Annotated in this window: 14 protein-coding genes; 10 read left to right on the top strand and 4 right to left on the bottom strand. The window is 60.8% G+C overall.

All coding sequences use genetic code 11. The annotated features are described in order from the left end of the window. From BLU78_RS07835 to tsf, 10 genes are all read left to right on the top strand, one after another. Window positions 1-1,563 (top strand): acyl-CoA carboxylase subunit beta, encoded by a 1,563-nt coding sequence (locus tag BLU78_RS07835; RefSeq protein WP_010260184.1) that lies wholly within the window; start codon window positions 1-3, stop codon window positions 1,561-1,563. Between the two features lie 13 nt (window positions 1,564-1,576). Beyond that, complete coding sequence (locus BLU78_RS07830; protein WP_229096371.1) at window positions 1,577-1,912, top strand: OadG family protein; 336 nt, start codon at window positions 1,577-1,579, stop codon at window positions 1,910-1,912. Window positions 1,913-1,925: 13 nt separating this feature from the next. Then, window positions 1,926-2,387: a biotin/lipoyl-containing protein gene (locus BLU78_RS07825; protein ID WP_010260180.1), complete on the top strand. Its 462-nt coding sequence runs from the start codon at window positions 1,926-1,928 to the stop codon at window positions 2,385-2,387. 4 nt (window positions 2,388-2,391) lie between these two features. Continuing rightward, window positions 2,392-3,603: a sodium ion-translocating decarboxylase subunit beta gene (locus BLU78_RS07820; RefSeq protein ID WP_044106204.1), complete on the top strand. Its 1,212-nt coding sequence runs from the start codon at window positions 2,392-2,394 to the stop codon at window positions 3,601-3,603. A 101-nt stretch (window positions 3,604-3,704) separates the two neighbouring features. Further along, window positions 3,705-4,868, top strand: a complete 1,164-nt coding sequence (locus BLU78_RS07815; protein WP_176791128.1) for an energy transducer TonB — start codon at window positions 3,705-3,707, stop codon at window positions 4,866-4,868. A 109-nt stretch (window positions 4,869-4,977) separates the two neighbouring features. After that, window positions 4,978-6,477, top strand: coding sequence for a TonB family protein (locus BLU78_RS07810; protein ID WP_010260174.1), 1,500 nt, complete (start codon window positions 4,978-4,980; stop codon window positions 6,475-6,477). Window positions 6,478-6,661: 184 nt separating this feature from the next. Continuing rightward, a complete protein-coding gene (gene rplM / locus BLU78_RS07805) occupies window positions 6,662-7,117 on the top strand; it encodes a 50S ribosomal protein L13 (protein ID WP_010260171.1) in 456 nt (151 codons plus the stop codon). Window positions 7,118-7,122: 5 nt separating this feature from the next. Beyond that, on the top strand, window positions 7,123-7,509 hold the full coding sequence (gene rpsI / locus BLU78_RS07800; protein WP_010260168.1) for a 30S ribosomal protein S9: 387 nt from the start codon (window positions 7,123-7,125) through the stop codon (window positions 7,507-7,509). 182 nt (window positions 7,510-7,691) lie between these two features. After that, on the top strand, window positions 7,692-8,606 hold the full coding sequence (gene rpsB, locus BLU78_RS07795) for a 30S ribosomal protein S2 (RefSeq protein WP_020693273.1): 915 nt from the start codon (window positions 7,692-7,694) through the stop codon (window positions 8,604-8,606). A 34-nt stretch (window positions 8,607-8,640) separates the two neighbouring features. Further along, on the top strand, window positions 8,641-9,471 hold the full coding sequence (tsf, locus tag BLU78_RS07790; protein ID WP_010260165.1) for a translation elongation factor Ts: 831 nt from the start codon (window positions 8,641-8,643) through the stop codon (window positions 9,469-9,471). Window positions 9,472-9,526: 55 nt separating this feature from the next. Here tsf and BLU78_RS07785 read toward each other — a convergent pair whose 3' ends face one another. From BLU78_RS07785 to BLU78_RS07770, 4 genes are read right to left on the bottom strand one after another with little or no spacing between them, the layout of a single operon-like run. After that, window positions 9,527-9,937 (bottom strand): S24/S26 family peptidase, encoded by a 411-nt coding sequence (locus BLU78_RS07785; protein WP_010260163.1) that lies wholly within the window; start codon window positions 9,935-9,937, stop codon window positions 9,527-9,529. After that, complete coding sequence (locus tag BLU78_RS07780) at window positions 9,934-10,794, bottom strand: hypothetical protein (protein WP_010260161.1); 861 nt, start codon at window positions 10,792-10,794, stop codon at window positions 9,934-9,936. The genes BLU78_RS07785 and BLU78_RS07780 overlap by 4 nt, the downstream gene beginning before the upstream one ends. Continuing rightward, the gene (locus BLU78_RS07775; RefSeq protein WP_010260159.1) at window positions 10,795-12,492 is read right to left on the bottom strand and encodes an ABC transporter ATP-binding protein; all 1,698 of its coding nucleotides are present in this window, start codon (window positions 12,490-12,492) and stop codon (window positions 10,795-10,797) included. Further along, complete coding sequence (locus BLU78_RS07770; RefSeq protein WP_010260154.1) at window positions 12,489-15,635, bottom strand: UvrD-helicase domain-containing protein; 3,147 nt, start codon at window positions 15,633-15,635, stop codon at window positions 12,489-12,491. The genes BLU78_RS07775 and BLU78_RS07770 overlap by 4 nt, the downstream gene beginning before the upstream one ends. Window positions 15,636-15,656: the final 21 nt, after the last annotated feature.

Raw genomic sequence — 15,656 nt, 5'->3', positions numbered from 1 at the left:
ATGAGCCAGATTCAGGATAAGATCAACCAACTGATCGAGAACCGCGAAACGGCCCGCATGGGCGGTGGCCAGAAGGCGATCGACAAACAGCACGACAAAGGCAAGTACACCGCTCGTGAACGTATTCAGATGCTTCTCGACGAAGGTTCGTTCGAGGAGTTCGATATGTTCGTGACCCACCGCTGCTACGACTTCGGCATGGAGAAGAAGCACACCTTCGGCGACGGCGTGGTGACGGGTTACGGAACGATCGACGGACGTTTGGTCTATGTATTCGCACAGGATTTCACGGTGACGGCCGGTTCGCTGTCGCTGTCGATGTCCGACAAGATCTGCAAGGTCATGGACATGGCCATGCGCAACGGCGCTCCGTGCATCGGCATGAACGACTCGGGCGGCGCACGTATCCAGGAGGGTGTCAACGCCCTGGCCGGATACGCCAACATTTTCCAGCGCAACGTGATGTCGTCGGGCGTCATCCCGCAGATTTCGGCCATCTTCGGTCCCTGCGCCGGCGGTGCGGTCTATTCGCCCGCGCTGACCGACTTCATCATCATGAAGAAGGAGACTTCGAACATGTTCCTCACGGGTCCGAAGGTCGTGAAGACCGTGACGGGCGAGGACGTGACGCAGGAGCAGCTCGGAGGAGCTACGATGCACACCACCAAGTCGGGCGTGGCGCAGTTCGCCGTCGACACCGAGGAGGAGGGTATTGCGCTCATTAAGAAGCTGATTTCCTACATGCCGCAGAACAATATGGAGGATGCTCCGCTGGCTGTCTGCACGGACAAGATCACCCGTCTGGAGGATTCGCTGAACGACATCATCCCCGACAGCGCCAACAAGCCCTACGACATGGGCGAGGTCATCCGGGCCATCGTCGACGACGGCGAGTACCTCGAGTCGGCTGCGGGCTATGCCAAGAACATCATCACCTGCTTCGCCCGTTTCAACGGACAGTCGGTGGGCATCATCGCCAACCAGCCCAAATACATGGCCGGCGTGCTGGACATCAATGCCAGCCGCAAAGCAGCGCGCTTCATCCGTTTCTGCGACGCCTTCAACATCGCGATCGTCACCCTCGTGGACGTTCCGGGCTTCCTGCCGGGCACGACCCAGGAGTACGGCGGCGTGATCACCCACGGTGCGAAGCTGCTGTTCGCTTACTGCGAGGCTACGGTGCCGAAGGTTACCGTGACGCTGCGCAAGGCTTACGGAGGCGCCTATATCGTGATGTCGTCGAAGCACATCCGCGGCGATATCAACTACGCATGGCCGACGGCCGAAATCGCCGTGATGGGCGCCAGCGGCGCCGTCGAGGTGCTCTACGGCAAGGAGGTCGCCGCGATCGCCGATCCCGAGGAGAAAGCCAAGTTCGTGGCCGAGAAGGAGAAGGAGTACAACGACAAGTTCTCCAACCCCTACAATGCCGCCCGCTACGGTTATATCGACGACGTGATCGAGCCGCGCAACACGCGTTTCCGCGTGATCCGCGCCCTGCAGTCGTTGGCTACCAAGCGTCTGCAGAACCCGGCCAAGAAGCATTCGAATATTCCCTTGTAAAGACTGATAGCTTATGATACTGCAAGCAATGAGCTGGGGATGGTCGGAGGTGCTCTGGGTGTCGCTGATCGGGTTCAGCCTGGTGTTCATCCTGCTGGTGGCGCTGATCTTCATCATGAAGGCCTTCGGCGCCTGCTTCCGGGTACGTCCCGCCGTCGGCAAGAAGGTCGACGCGCAGCCGATGATCAGCCCCGAGGAGATCGCGGCCATCGCCACGGCGCTCAAAATCTACAAGGGCGCCCTGCACGACCGCGAATCCGAAGTGCTGACCATTCTCAACATCAAGCGGGCCTATTCGCCCTGGAATTCGAAAATTCACGGTTTAACCCAGCTTCCCGACCGGAAATAACCTAAACAAGAAAATGAAAGATTACTCACTGAAAATCAACGGACATAACTATAACGTCCAGATCGACAACGTAAACGAGACCTCGACGGTGGCGCATGTCGTGGTAAACGGCGTGGATTACGAAGTCGAGATCGAGGGGGCCAAAGCCTCGACGGTTTCCAAACCCCAGGTTGCACCGGCTCCCAAGTCGGCCAACAGCGCCATGATAACCCCCAGCTCGGCGACTCCCTCGCCGCGTATTGCCGCTGCCGCCCCCTCGTCGGGTTACAGCGTGAAATGCCCCCTCCCGGGCACCGTGCTGAGCGTGAAGGTCGCCGCAGGCGACACGATCGCTGCGGGACAGACGCTCGTCGTGCTCGAGGCCATGAAGATGGAGAACAACATCGACGCGGACCGCGGCGGCGTTGTCAAACAGGTCCTCGTGCAGCAGGGCGCTACGGTAATGGAAGGCGACGTTTTAATCGTAATCGAGTAGGCTTATGTGGAGTGCATTGACTTCCGGCTCCAACTTCGTGCTGGAAAGTCTGGAAACCTTTGTCGAGTCGACCGGTGTCGCCGGCCTTTTCGCCAACATGGGGTGGGGAAGCCTGGTCATGATCTGCGTGGCTTTCTTCCTGCTCTATCTGGCCATCAAACACAAGTTCGAGCCGCTGCTGCTGCTGACCATCGCGTTCGGTATGCTGCTGACGAATCTCCCCGGAGCCAATCTCTATCACACTGAGCTCTTCGCCGGAGGGCACGTCCATTGGGACATCTTCGTGGCGCAGGCCGGACTGCTGGACTACCTCTACCTGGGCGTGAAGCTCGGCATATACCCCTGCCTTATCTTCGTGGGCGTGGGTGCCATGACCGATTTCGGCCCGCTGATCGCCAATCCCAAGAGCTTTCTGCTGGGAGCTGCGGCGCAGATCGGTATTTTCCTCACGTTCATCGGCGCCTATGCGCTTGGATTCTCGCCCGAGGAGGCCGGTTCGATCGGTATCATCGGCGGTGCGGACGGTCCTACGTCGATCTACCTCACTGCGATCCTCGCGCCCGAGTTGCTCGGTCCGATCGCTGTGGCCGCTTACTCCTACATGGCCCTCGTGCCGGTTATCCAGCCGCCCATCATGCGTGCGCTGACCACCGAGAAGGAGCGTAAGATCAAAATGCGCCAGCTGCGTCCGGTGTCGAAGACCGAGAAGATTCTTTTCCCGCTGATTATCACCGTCATCATCGCCCTGCTGCTGCCGTCGGCCACGCCGCTGGTGGGTTGCCTGATGCTGGGCAACCTGATGAAGGAGTGCGGCGTGGTGGACCGTCTGTCGAAGACCGTGCAGAACGAGCTGATGAACATCGTCGTGATCTTCCTGGGCCTCACGGTGGGCGCTACGGCTACGGCCGAGGCGTTCCTCAATCCCCGGACGCTCTTCATCCTCGTATTGGGTGTGATCGCTTTCGGCATGGGTACCGCCGGCGGCGTGCTGCTGGCCAAGGTGATGAACTTCTTCTCGAAGGATGAGAACAAGATCAACCCGCTGATCGGTTCGGCAGGCGTTTCGGCCGTGCCGATGGCTGCCCGCGTGTCGCAAACCGAGGGTCAGAAGGCCGATCCGTCGAATTTCCTGCTGATGCACGCCATGGGGCCCAATGTGGCCGGTGTGGTCGGCTCGGCGGTTGCCGCGGGTATTCTGCTCTCGTTCCTCGGATAACAGAGACTTAATTTTTGGAAAAAGCCGGATTTGTTTCCGGCTTTTTTTGTTGTATGGAGAAAATTTTCTACTTTTAATAAGTCTAAATGCATCTTGGTCTTATGAAACGAATTCTTCTTCTCTTGCTGGCCGCGACTGCGGCCGTATCCGTTACAGCCTCATCCCGGACTGATGGCAAACAGACCCTTTCGGGGAAGCCCGCCTCTTTTCAGGGCGGGGATATGTTCGCTTTCAGCCGGTATGTGCGGGAAAACCTGACTTTTTCCGGGGACTGTTATCAGGAAGGGGATGTTTTTCGGCTTACTCTGGCATTCCGGGTGGCGAAAAACGGCAAAGTGAAAGATGTGGAGGTGGAAAAATCCTCCGAAGACGATTCGTTGGACGGGGAGGTGCTCCGCATCGTGCGCGAATCGACCGGATGGACTGCCCGGAAAGGCGGAGCTCCCGATGTCAGGGAGCGGTTGCAGATGGAGATCGTGCTTCGCCGCGGGACTGACGGAAAACTGCACGCCGAAGACCATTTTCCTTACAGAAAAGCCGACACGATGCCGACGTTCGAAGGGGGCGGTCCGGTGAAATTCAGGGAATGGATTGCTGAACGGGTCGGCGACCGGGACCCTGACGGAGAGTTGATCGATGTACGCACGTCCCTGCGCCTTGTGATCGAGAAAGACGGTTCGATAACCAACCTGTCGGTCGACGACCGGACTCCGGCATGGCTTGTCGAACGGATCGGAAAGGCGCTCGATTCGGTCCCCCGTTGGACTCCTGCCGTTATGCAGGGCGAAAAGGTCCGTATTCAGGCTTCACTGCAACTGCTTTTCGGTAAGGCGGCCGAACGGGTAAAGGCCGATTCGCCCAAAGATGGGGATGATGCTTTTCTGATCGTGGAACAGATGCCGAAATTCCAGGGCGGTGATGTCATGACATTCCGCAACTGGGTGAAAACCAATGTGAAATATCCCGTCGATATGTATAAACAGGGTGTCGAAGGGCGTGTCGTGGCGACTTTCATCATCAACCGGGACGGATCGCTGTCGGATGTGAAAATCCTGCAATCTCCCGAAGCGGAGTTCTCGCGGGAGGTGCTCAGAGTGCTCGAACGTTCGCCCAAATGGACGCCGGGACAGCAGAAAGGCAAGGCCGTAAGGGTCAAATGCACGATTCCCGTCGATTTCCGGATTCCGGCCGGCCGTGAGTACCGCGGCGACGGACGTCCGGCAAACTCCTCCCGGATGGGCAGGTCCCAGATCACGCAATTCTGACGAATTCGGGTTCCGGAATTTTTCGGAGCCCGTTTTTTTGCACCGCAAATTGGTCACTGCGGCTTTTTTTGTTATATTTACACGACTGCATCACTAAACCTCTTTTGCGATGAAACAGCTGATTCTGCTGATGGCGGCTTTCGCTGCGCTCCACGCGGTTACCGCCGCCGGGCGTCCGGTAGAAACACCGGACGGACTGCCGCTGATCGATACCCTTACGACCGAACCCTACCTGCTGGCCGACCCGATGCCTTCGTTCAACGGGGGCGGGACGCTCGACTTTTGCCGCTGGGTGCAGGAGCATTTGCGCTATCCCAGCGAGGCGGTCATCTACGGCATCGAAGGGCATGTGGTGGTGAGTTTCGTCGTCGGGGCGGACGGCAAAGTTTCGAATGCCGAGGCGCTGACGTCGCCCGACCCGTTGCTCTCCGAGGCGGCGCTGTTCGTCGTGCGCCGGTCGCCTCGCTGGGAGCCGGGAAAGTTGAACGGCCGGCCCGTGCGGGTGCGGCTCTCCATTCCGATTGATTTCAACCTTCAGCGGCCGGGCGTAAAACCCACGGTCGTTACGCAGCTGCCGAAATTCCAGGGCGGCGGGTTGATCGACTTCAAACACTGGGTGCTCCGGAATGTGGAGTTCTCCGACAAGACTTTCTACCGCGGGGACGAGGGTTGGGTCGAGGTGTCGTTCTCGGTGAACGGGAAAGGTAAGGTGCGCGGGGTGGAAACGACGCGCTTCAGCGATCCCGATTTCGCCTACCAGATTCAGCGGACGATCGCTTCGTCGCCCCTGTGGACACCCCTGAGCACTGACGGCAAGCAGCACAATGTCGATTTCCGGCTGCGTTTCGACCTGCTTTTGCAGCGTGGTCCTGACGGGCTTTATTCCGAGGACAATACGGTCTACACGACCGCCGACAGCCTGCCGCGCTTCTGCGGCGGTTCGCCCGGAGTCTTTCGGGAATGGGTGCGCCGGCAGGTGGACAGCCTGCTGGACCCCGGCGCTGCCGTTCCCAAAGTGCGGGTCAATGTGCGGTTCGTCATCGAACCCGACGGGACGATGAGCGGCATCAAAGTGAGCGCCCCGAAGGAGCATTCGGGATTCGCCAGGCTGGTCCGCCTGGCCGTCGATAAAACCCCGCTGTGGACCCCCGCCGTGGCGGGCGGTGAAAAGGTCCGTTTCCGGATCTCGCAGATGTTCGCTTTCGGGCAGGAAGAGGAGCTCGGCGAGAATCCCGATTCGCTCGACGTGATGCCCAAATACCAGAACGGAGGCCTGCCGGAGTTCCGCCGGTGGGTGATGCAGGCGGTGGAATTCCCGCGTGAGGCTCTTGAATTGGGCATCGAGGGGCGTGTGGTGGCTTCGTTCGTCGTCGAGCCCGACGGCACGGTGTCGTCGGTGCGGATTATCCGGTCGCCCGACCCGATCCTCTCGCGGGAGGTGGTGCGGGTGTTGGCCGAGTCGCCCAAATGGACCCCCGGCAGCAAGGGCGGCGAGCCCGTGCGGGTGAAATATACGCTTCCGGTCGATTTCCGGGTCCCGGTGAAGCCGGCAGCAGCGCATAAACCGAAATTCGGTCCGTCGTCCGGCGGATATACGCCCCGGCCCTGACAGCGTTTCCGGACATTGATGAAAGCCGTAACTTCCCTGAATACGGGGCGGTTGCGGCTTTTTTTGCATTGTTTACGATTTTGATTTTCATTTGGTTTTGCAGTTCGAAAACTTTTTCGTACCTTTGCGCACCCGCAAAGTGCGGGAAACGGATTACAATAAGTTAAATTAAACGTAAACAAAAGTGGATTCATTAAGCTACAAGACTATCTCGGCCAATGCATCGACGGTGACCAAGGAGTGGGTCGTCATCGACGCTACGAACGAGGTATTGGGACGTCTTGCATCGCAGATCGCGAAGATCCTCCGAGGCAAGAACAAGCCCAGCTACACCCCCCACGTCGACTGCGGTGACTACGTTATCGTCATCAATGCGGAGAAGGTGAAGCTCACGGGCAACAAAATGACCGACAAGGTCTACACGCGTCACACCGGGTATCCCGGCGGCCAGCGTTTCGCTACGCCTGCCGACTATCTGGCCAAGAAACCGACCTTCCTGATCGAGAAGGCCGTCAAAGGCATGCTGCCCAAAACCCGTCTGGGCGACAAGCTGCTCACGAACCTGAAGGTATATGCCGGCGCGGAGCATCCCCACGCCGCACAGAACCCGAAGACCATTAAATTAAACGAGATTAAGTAAGAGTTATGGAAGTTGTAAACACCGTAGGTCGTCGCAAGGCCGCTGTGGCTCGCGTATACGTGAAGCCGGGCAAGGGTCAGATTACAATCAACCGCAAAGCGCTTGAAGTTTACTTCCCGCTCGAAATTCTCCAGTATCAGGTGAAGCAGCCCTTGCTGGCTACCAACACCGTGGAGAATTACGACATCGTCATCAACCTCGATGGCGGTGGTATCACGGGACAGGCTTCGGCCGCTCGTCTGGGCATCGCACGTGCACTGTGCGAGATCGACGCAGAGATGCGTCCGGTACTGAAGAAGGCCGGATTCCTCACGCGCGATCCCCGCGAGGTTGAGCGTAAGAAGCCCGGTCAGCCCGGAGCACGCCGCAAGTTCCAGTTCAGCAAGCGTTAATACGCACGACCGGAATTTCGGCAACGCACGGCGACGGTTTCCAAACCTTTCGGATTACCTATATATATTACGGTACTACCAGGAGGTTGCCGCGCCGCGGAAAACTCAGGGGACCGGCAAGGCCGCTACCCGCCTGAGTTGATGAAAAGAGAATTAAAATTAAACCAACGAATTGAATTAAAATGTCACGTACAGATTTTAATACATTACTGGAAGCCGGTGCGCACTTCGGTCACCTGAAGCGCAAATGGAACCCTAAAATGGCTCCTTACATCTTCATGGAGAAGAACGGCATCCATATCATCGACCTGCACAAGACCGTGCTGAAGATCGATGAGGCTGCTGCGGCCATCAAGCAGATCGCCAAGAGCGGTCGCCGCGTGCTGTTCGTAGCCACCAAAAAACAAGCCAAGGACGTTGTTGCCGAAAAGGTGGCAGCCGTAGGTATGCCTTACGTCACCGAGCGTTGGGCAGGCGGCATGCTGACAAACTTCCCCACCATACGTAAAGCCGTCAAGAAAATGGCCACCATCGATAAGATGAACACCGACGGCACGTTCGATAATTTCTCCAAGCGGGAGAAACTCCAGATCTCCCGCCAGCGCGCCAAGTTGGAGAAGAACCTCGGCTCGATCGCCGACCTGACGCGTCTTCCGGCCGCTCTGTTCGTTGTTGACGTACAGAAGGAATCCAACGCCGTGAAGGAGGCCAAGCGCCTCAGCATCCCCGTATTTGCAATGGTAGACACTTGTTGTGATCCGACCGACATTGATTACGTTATCCCTGCAAATGACGATGCTACGAAGTCGATCGCCGTGGTTCTCGAAGCCATGTGCGCCGCTATCGCCGAGGGCTCCGAGGAGCGCAAACTCGAGAAGGAGAAGGAAGCACAGGAGGCTGATGCCGAGGGTGCTGTAGTTAAGAAGGAGGGCAAGCCCCGCATCAAAAAAGCCGTGAAGGCTTCGGTCGATGCCGAGGAGGCTGCCGTGGCAGAGGTTGTTGCCGCTGTCGAGACTCCCTATGAGGAGCCTGCTGCCGCTCCCGCCGAGGCTGTGGCTGAGGTCGCAGAGGCCGTTGCCGAGGAAAAGGCAGAATAATTGTATTACGAACCGTAAGAGAAAGGAAAAGATTATGGAAATCAAAGCTGCAGATGTAATGAAGCTCCGCAAAATGACCGGTGCCGGTATGATGGATTGCAAAAAAGCACTCATCGAGGCTGAAGGCGATTTTGCGCGTGCTCAGGACATTATCCGCGAGAAGGGTAAGCTCGTCGTTGCCAAGCGCGCCGACCGCACCGCTACCGAGGGTGTCGTCGTGACGAAGGTCGTAGGCCAGAAGGCTTACATCCTCTGCCTGGCGTGCGAGACCGACTTTGTGGCCCAGAATGCCGAGTACAGTGCTTCGGCAGAGGCCATGCTGGAGGTTGCCGTGAAGAACGATGCTGCCGACCGCGACGCTCTGCTGGCTACGAAGAACGGCGAAGGCCATACCGTCGAGGAGATGGTGACCGAAAAGTCGGGCCAGACGGGTGAGAAGATCGAGTTGGCATACTATGCCCGCATCGAGGCTCCCTACTGCGCTGCATACGTGCACTTCAACAAGAAGCTGGGTACGATCCTGGGCTTCAGCAAGGAGATTCCCGCCGAGGTGGCTCACACCGTGACCATGCAGGCTACGGCCATGGCTCCCGTTTCGATCTCCGAGGCAGACTGCCCCGCAGAGGTTGTGGAGCACGAGCGTAAGATCGCCCTGGAGTCCATGAAGCAGGATCCCAAGAACGCCAACAAACCCGAGGCCATTCTGGAAAAGATCGCCGAAGGCAAGATGCGCAAGTTCTTCGAGGAGAACACGCTGCTGGCTCAGCCGGTGGTAGGCGAGAAGGAGACGATCGCCGAGTTCATCCACAAGGCCGACAAGGACGCTACGGTTGTTGCTTACAAACGTTTCGCCCTGGGCGAATAGTCCAAGCCGATTTATACGAAAACAGACCGGAGCGATCCGGTCTGTTTTTTTGTTGCTATTTGCGGCAGATTCTCCGCAGAAACCACAGCGGATATCTCCGCACAGGGCGCATCCACAGCCAGATGCGCGCCAGCAGCAGGTGGAGGCGGCCGCAGTCCACGATCCCGTAGATACGCTCCCGGGGAATCGTTTCCGTGCCGGCGACGTTGCCGTCGCCCAGCAGGACGATGTGCGACGCTCCGACGCGGACGATGCGGTGCACGACGAAATTCCCGGCCTCGGTTTCGCCCAGTACGACGTGTCCGCGGACGAGGTCGCCGGGCCGCACCGGGCGCAGGCGGATGCGGCTGCCGCTTCGGAAGAAGGGGAGCATGCTCTGGCCCATCACGCGCACGTCGACGGCCTGTCCTTCTGACAGCAGGTCGCGGACGAACCCGAAGACGGTGGTATTGTCCGAGATGCTCATTCTCCGAAGACGGTTTGGCAGGAGAGACGGGCCGCGTCGGCGTCGGGCAGGCATTCGAGGTGGTAGACCGGGACGCTTTCGATCACCTGCGAGAGCAGGGTGCAGACATTGTCCTGCAACTGTTCGTCGCGGCAGAACGCCGGAGGTGCCGAGGGCAGCAGGGCTCCGATGGCTTCGATAGGACGCAGGCGGCGGATGCGGTTGTGCGGAGCCTGCGACAGCCGCACGATGGCCGCTATGGGCAGGTGTTCGTTGCGGTAACAGGGAGTTTTTCCGCTCCACGGCGATCCCCAGACCTGCGGGATGCCGTCGCCGGCGCTGATGATCGGGCTGTCATCGTTGAGCAATTCGGCGCCGGGGATATGTTCCCGCCACAGCCGCGTGTGGGTGCTTTTTCCGGTTCCCGACTCCCCGAGGAACAGCACACCCCGGTCACGGAAGCGGATCACCGAGGAGTGGAAAGCCACGGCTCCGCGACCGACGGCGGCGATGTTGTAGAGCGTCCACAGTCCGAAGCGCAGCAGCGCGGGATTGTGTTGCGCGGTGAAATCGCTCGCGGTCTCAGCCGAGCCGTAGGCCGTGCGGAAACGGGCCGGGGCGGAGCCGTCGCGGGGCGCTATTTCGAGCAGGTAGCCCGCCTCGTCGCGTCCGAAGCGGCAGTCGGCGTCGGCATCGGTGAAGTCGAAGCGGTAGAGTTCGCGGTAGCCGGGCATGTCCGGGAGGCGGGAAACGATTTCCAGCGTGAGGTCTGCGGGGCCGGGCTCCGCCGTCCGGAACGGTTGCAGAGCCCGGGTGAAATGCGCTCCCGTGCAGGCGTCGGGCAGGGAGACGCGGATATTGGCAATGGTGTAATTCATCTATTCTCCGAGTGTTATGATTCGGTCGCAGTATTCGAGCGAGGTTTCGCGGTGGGCGATCACCAGCAGGGTCAGTCCCGGGTTTTGCGCCGCGATCGAGGCGATCGAGCGGTTGATCTCTCCCTCGGTGCGGCTGTCCAGCGCCGAGGTGGCCTCGTCGAAAAAGAGCACGTCGGCCCGGCGATAGAGAGCCCGGGCTATGCCGATGCGCTGACGCTGTCCGCCCGAGAGCCGGCAGCCGCATTCGCCGACGGGGGTGTCGATACCCCGGGGCAGGGAGGCGACGAAATCACCCAGTTGGGCCGCATCGAGCGCTTCGGCGACCCGCCGGCGGTCGATCTCGTCGGACGGGATGCCCGGTGCGACGTTCGAGGCGAAACTCCCGTCGCTGAGGAACAAGTGCTGCGAAACGTAACCGATACGGTTCTGCCAAGCCCGGCGGTTGGCCGCGGTGAGTGCGGCGCCGTCGACGGCGATCTCGCCCGACGTGGGTTCGTAAAGCCCCAGCAGGAGGTTGAAGAGGGTCGTTTTTCCGGCTCCGGAGGCGCCGCGGAAACCGATGCGTTCGCCCTTGCGGATCGTGAGCGAGAGCCCTCCGAAGAGCTCCCGGCCCTTGTCCGTGAAGCGGAACGTGAGGTTGCGGACGGCGATTTCGTGTTCGAAAGGCAGTATTTCGGTGCTGGGCGACGACGGTTCGCAGGGCACGGCTTCCAGGGCGGCTGCATCGCGCAGGATCGGGATGGTGTAGCGGTTGTAACGGATCGTGGCCCATCCCGACATGATGCTGCGGACCGACGGCATCAGCCGCAGGGCCGCCACGGCGAAGATGCCGAAGAGCAGCTGGGCCTGTCCGTGGCCGAAACTGAGGGCCGCGAACAGGGCCATGCCCACGGCCAGCCCTACCTCGGTGAACATCTGGGGCAGCTGGCCGATGTCGGCTTCGCGGGAACGGGTGCGCACGACCTCGTCCATCGTGCGGTCGAAAGCCCGGAGCATCCCCGGAAAGGCGTTGCTGAGCTCGATGTCGGCATAGCCGCGGAAGGTTTCGGCCACGAGCCGCGCCTTTTCGCGTTGGGCGCGGTTTTCGGACTCACCGATGCGATTGATGCGGTTGCGGACCAGCGCATAGTAGAGCCACACCGAGGGCAGGAAGATCACGGCGGCGAGCAGGGCTGCGAGGGGCGTGTAAAGGGCCAGCGCGACGAACAGCAGTGCGAGAAGCATCGCTTCGGCGATGACTCCGGCTGCGGGGCGCAGGACCCCGGCTGCGAAGGCCAGGCAGACGACATTGACGTTGCGGGCCAGCACCGAGGAGTTGGAGCCGTTGATGAAGGCCAGTCCCCGGTCGTGGTAGGCGACGTAAAGGCGCCGCGAGAGGGTGCGGTAGAGGTCGTAGATGTAGCGGCGTTCGGCGCGTGCGAGCAGGAAATTGACGCCGCATTTGACGACCATAAATGCCACGACCCCCGCACAGAGGACCAACGCAAAGGTGCGCGGTGACTCCAGTCCCGACCAGGCGTAGATGTGCGCCAGCGGACCGTCGCCCTCGAATCCCGCGGGGTCGAGGACCAGTGTCAGCGCGGGCAGCAGGGCCGCCAGCCCCGCGAGGTTCAGCACGGCGCGCAGCAACAATGTCCCGGCGATCCGGATGCCCCGGCGGCGGAATGCCGCGGGAAGTATTTGAAGGATGCTTCTCATGGTTCCACTTTTTCGATGGTCCCCAGTTTCACGTACCAGAGGTAACCCTCGACCCCTTCATAGCCCATTTCACCGAGCAGACGGAGGTATTCGCGCATTTGACGGCGGTAGCGTTCGGCATCGCGTTCGCCGAATTTGTAGTCGACGGCCACGACCCGCCCCTGGCCGATCATCACGCGGTCGGGACGCCGCGTCGACGAGCTTCCGGGCAGGATGATCTCGCTTTCGTTGCGGACCTGCCGCCAGCCGCCGCCGAACCATTCGCGCACCTCGGGATGTTCCAGCGCCCGGGCGATCATCTGCCGCAGGGTCGCGGCGTCGTCGGCCGAAAGCGTGCCTCCGGCCTCCATGCGCCGCACGGCGTCGTAAATCTGCGCTTCGTCGCCGGCCTGTTCGAAAGCCTTGTGCATCAGGATGCCGAAGTTGCGGGGTGAAAGCTCGACGTCGGCCCCGTCCTCGAAATAACGCTGCGAGGGGAGTCTCAGCCGCAGGTCGGCGCGCGCCGTGGGGTAGTCTTCGAGGATGACATGTTCCGTCTCGGAGCGTTTCGCGCCGCCCGCGACGGGTCCCGCGAACTCTCCGAAAGCGAAGTGTTCGCCCGTCTCGTCGGCCGTATAGCGTCCCTCGGTGTCGCCCAGCAGGGCCTTGTCGCCGTCGATGCGGATGCTTTGCAGCAGCAGCCCCCCGACCGTGCGGCCGCCTTTCTGCGGGATGAAGACGTGCAACGACTCGGCGGCGCGCGTGAGGGCCACGTACAGCAGGTTCACGTTGTCGACGTGGGCGTAGACCAGTTCGCGGTAGTACTCCGCCGAGAAATCCGACTCGGCCATCGCCCGCTTGTAGCGTACCGGGAAGCGGCCGATCCCGCCGGTCGCTTCGCCGCGTGCCTCGGCCCAGACGATGTTCTGCACCATGCCGCTCGACTTGGGGTCCAACGCCCACGAGCAGTAGGGGATCACTACGGCCCGTTTTTCGAGCCCCTTGGCCTTGTGAATGGTGGTGATTTCGACCGTCGTGGCACTCTCGTCGACCGACAGCGAGCGGTTTTTGCCCGTCTCGTCCCACCAGCGCAGGAACAGCGCGATGTCGGCGATCTTCGTTGCGCAGAAGGCGATGATCTGTTCGTGGATGGCTTGCAGGTAGGCCGTCTGCCGGCGGTCGACCTCGAGGGCGTGCTCCATGACGATCCGCTCGAACGCCTCCTCGGGGGACAGCAGGCGGATCGACCGGAAAAAATCGCGTTCGCCGTCGGTCAGCGCGCGGTCGAATGCGTGGCCGAGGTAGTGGTTGTAAACGGCCCGCGAAAGCGAGTCGTCGGGGTTGAGCGCCAGCCGCAGGGCGGCGGCGATGAACGAACTGACAGGGGCGTTGCCGACGATCAGGGCCTCCTGCGTCATCACGTCGAAACGGTAGCGGGGCTCCTCGTTGCGGCGTTTGAAATCGAGCAGTTCGGCGGCGACCTTCGCGCCGTCGGTGGCCCCGCGCACGAGGATCATGATGTCGCACGGCCGGAACCCCTTGTCGATCAGCGTGCAGATGCGCTCGACGACGGGAGGCCGTTCGGCGAAGGTCTCGACCGAGATATAGCCCGGATGTTCGGCCTTGCGGCGGGGCGTCTGGGCGTGTTCGCGGTAGGCGTCGGCAAGCGTGTCGTGCAGTGCGGCGGCCTCTGCGGGGTCGATGGCCCCGTCGTCGGCGGCTTTCGAGAGGGTCTCGTTGAGCAGGAGGTTGTCTGCGGCGACAATTTGCCGGATGATGCGGTTGTTGAAATCGACCACTGCGGGCAGGCTTCGCCAGTTCTCCTGGAGGTTTTCGACCACGGTGTCGCCGGGTCCCAGGGCCTTTTGGGCGTTCTCGTGGAGGATGCGCCAGTCGCCGCCGCGCCAACGGTAGATCGACTGTTTGATGTCGCCCACGATCAGCACCGAGGTCTCCTCGCTCTGCGCCATGGCGTTTTGCAGCAGGGGCAGGAAATTCTCCCACTCTTTGACCGAGGTGTCCTGAAACTCGTCGATCATGAAGCGTTCGAAGCGGTTGCCGACTTTTTCGTAGATGAACGGCGCGTCGTTGTGGCCGATGAACTCCGAGAGGACGTATTTGGTCTCCGAGAGGAGCATCGTATTCTGTTCGTCGCACAACTGTTGCACCCGTTCGTAGAGGTCCGACAGCAGGGCGAAACTGCGGTAGTTCTCGCGCAGCAGGTCGCAGGTGTTCCAGCTCCGCACGTTGGCGTCGTACAAATCGCATATCTCCCGAAGCAGGGGTTGCAGTTCGGGGGCGAGCGCCTGTGCGGGCGATCCCTTGGCGGCCCAGCCGTCGGTCGCGGCGGCCATCTTGGCCACCGTGGCGCCGTAGGGTTTCAGTTCGCCTGCGGCGATGGTGAAGAAATAATTGGCGAAGCTGCGGCTTTTGCCCGAGAAGTCGGCTGCCGTGAGACCTGCCCGGGAGATGATCCCGACGGCCTGCGCGGCCGCCTCCTGCATCCGTTTCTTGGTCGCCTCGGCATGCGCCGTGGCGCGCGAGACGATCTGCCCCAGCTCCTCGCGCGAACGGGCCCGGCCCAGCGCGGCTTTGTTCTTCTCTTTGAACAGTTCGCCGCCCAGCGAGAGGATGCCGTCGCGGATGTCCCACTTGCGGCCCTCGTCGATGCGCTCCTGCACGAACTCCGTGAGCCACCGTTGCAGGTCGCGGTCGACGGTGATCTGCTCGATCAGCGTGTCGGCGCTTTTGGACAGCACCGACGCCGTCTCGATTTCGACGTTGTAATTGAGGTCGATGCCCAGCTCTTTGATGAAGGCCCGCAGGATGCGCTGGAAAAAGGTGTCGATCGTGAGCACCGTGAAGCGCGAATAGTCGTGCAGGATTTTTGAGCGTACCTCGGCGGCGCGTTTGCGTACCGAACGTTCGTCGAGCGACAGCTCGCGGCACAGGTTTTCCAGGTAGGGGCTGGCGGCGCCGGAAGCCAGTGCGTGAATCTCTTTCAGGATGCGCGATTTCATCTCCTCGGTGGCCTTGTTGGTAAAGGTCACGGCGAGGATGTGCCGGTAGAGACCGGGTTGGCCGATCACGTCGCGGACGTATTTGTAGGCCAGCTGGTAGGTCTTTCCCGATCCGGCGCTTGCATTCAGAATCTTCGCTCTCACTGTCCGAAATTTCGTTTTAAT

It is taken from the genome of Alistipes timonensis JC136 (genome assembly GCF_900107675.1).
GTDB classification, from domain to species: Bacteria; Bacteroidota; Bacteroidia; order Bacteroidales; family Rikenellaceae; genus Alistipes; species Alistipes timonensis.
The sequence above is the reverse complement of the archived record's forward strand: the minus strand, read 5'-3'. Positions and strand labels throughout refer to the sequence as shown.

What these genes read in the sequence shown, in the direction of transcription:
- BLU78_RS07825 (WP_010260180.1), top strand. Translation starts at nt 1,926, where the DNA reads ATGAAAGATTACTCACTGAAAATCAACGGACATAACTATAACGTCCAG.
- rpsI (WP_010260168.1), top strand. Translation starts at nt 7,123, where the DNA reads ATGGAAGTTGTAAACACCGTAGGTCGTCGCAAGGCCGCTGTGGCTCGC.
- BLU78_RS07810 (WP_010260174.1), top strand. Translation starts at nt 4,978, where the DNA reads ATGAAACAGCTGATTCTGCTGATGGCGGCTTTCGCTGCGCTCCACGCG.
- rpsB (WP_020693273.1), top strand. Translation starts at nt 7,692, where the DNA reads ATGTCACGTACAGATTTTAATACATTACTGGAAGCCGGTGCGCACTTC.
- BLU78_RS07780 (WP_010260161.1), bottom strand. Translation starts at nt 10,794, where the DNA reads ATGAATTACACCATTGCCAATATCCGCGTCTCCCTGCCCGACGCCTGC.
- BLU78_RS07820 (WP_044106204.1), top strand. Translation starts at nt 2,392, where the DNA reads ATGTGGAGTGCATTGACTTCCGGCTCCAACTTCGTGCTGGAAAGTCTG.
- BLU78_RS07775 (WP_010260159.1), bottom strand. Translation starts at nt 12,492, where the DNA reads ATGAGAAGCATCCTTCAAATACTTCCCGCGGCATTCCGCCGCCGGGGC.
- tsf (WP_010260165.1), top strand. Translation starts at nt 8,641, where the DNA reads ATGGAAATCAAAGCTGCAGATGTAATGAAGCTCCGCAAAATGACCGGT.
- BLU78_RS07815 (WP_176791128.1), top strand. Translation starts at nt 3,705, where the DNA reads ATGAAACGAATTCTTCTTCTCTTGCTGGCCGCGACTGCGGCCGTATCC.
- BLU78_RS07835 (WP_010260184.1), top strand. Translation starts at nt 1, where the DNA reads ATGAGCCAGATTCAGGATAAGATCAACCAACTGATCGAGAACCGCGAA.
- BLU78_RS07830 (WP_229096371.1), top strand. Translation starts at nt 1,577, where the DNA reads ATGATACTGCAAGCAATGAGCTGGGGATGGTCGGAGGTGCTCTGGGTG.
- BLU78_RS07785 (WP_010260163.1), bottom strand. Translation starts at nt 9,937, where the DNA reads ATGAGCATCTCGGACAATACCACCGTCTTCGGGTTCGTCCGCGACCTG.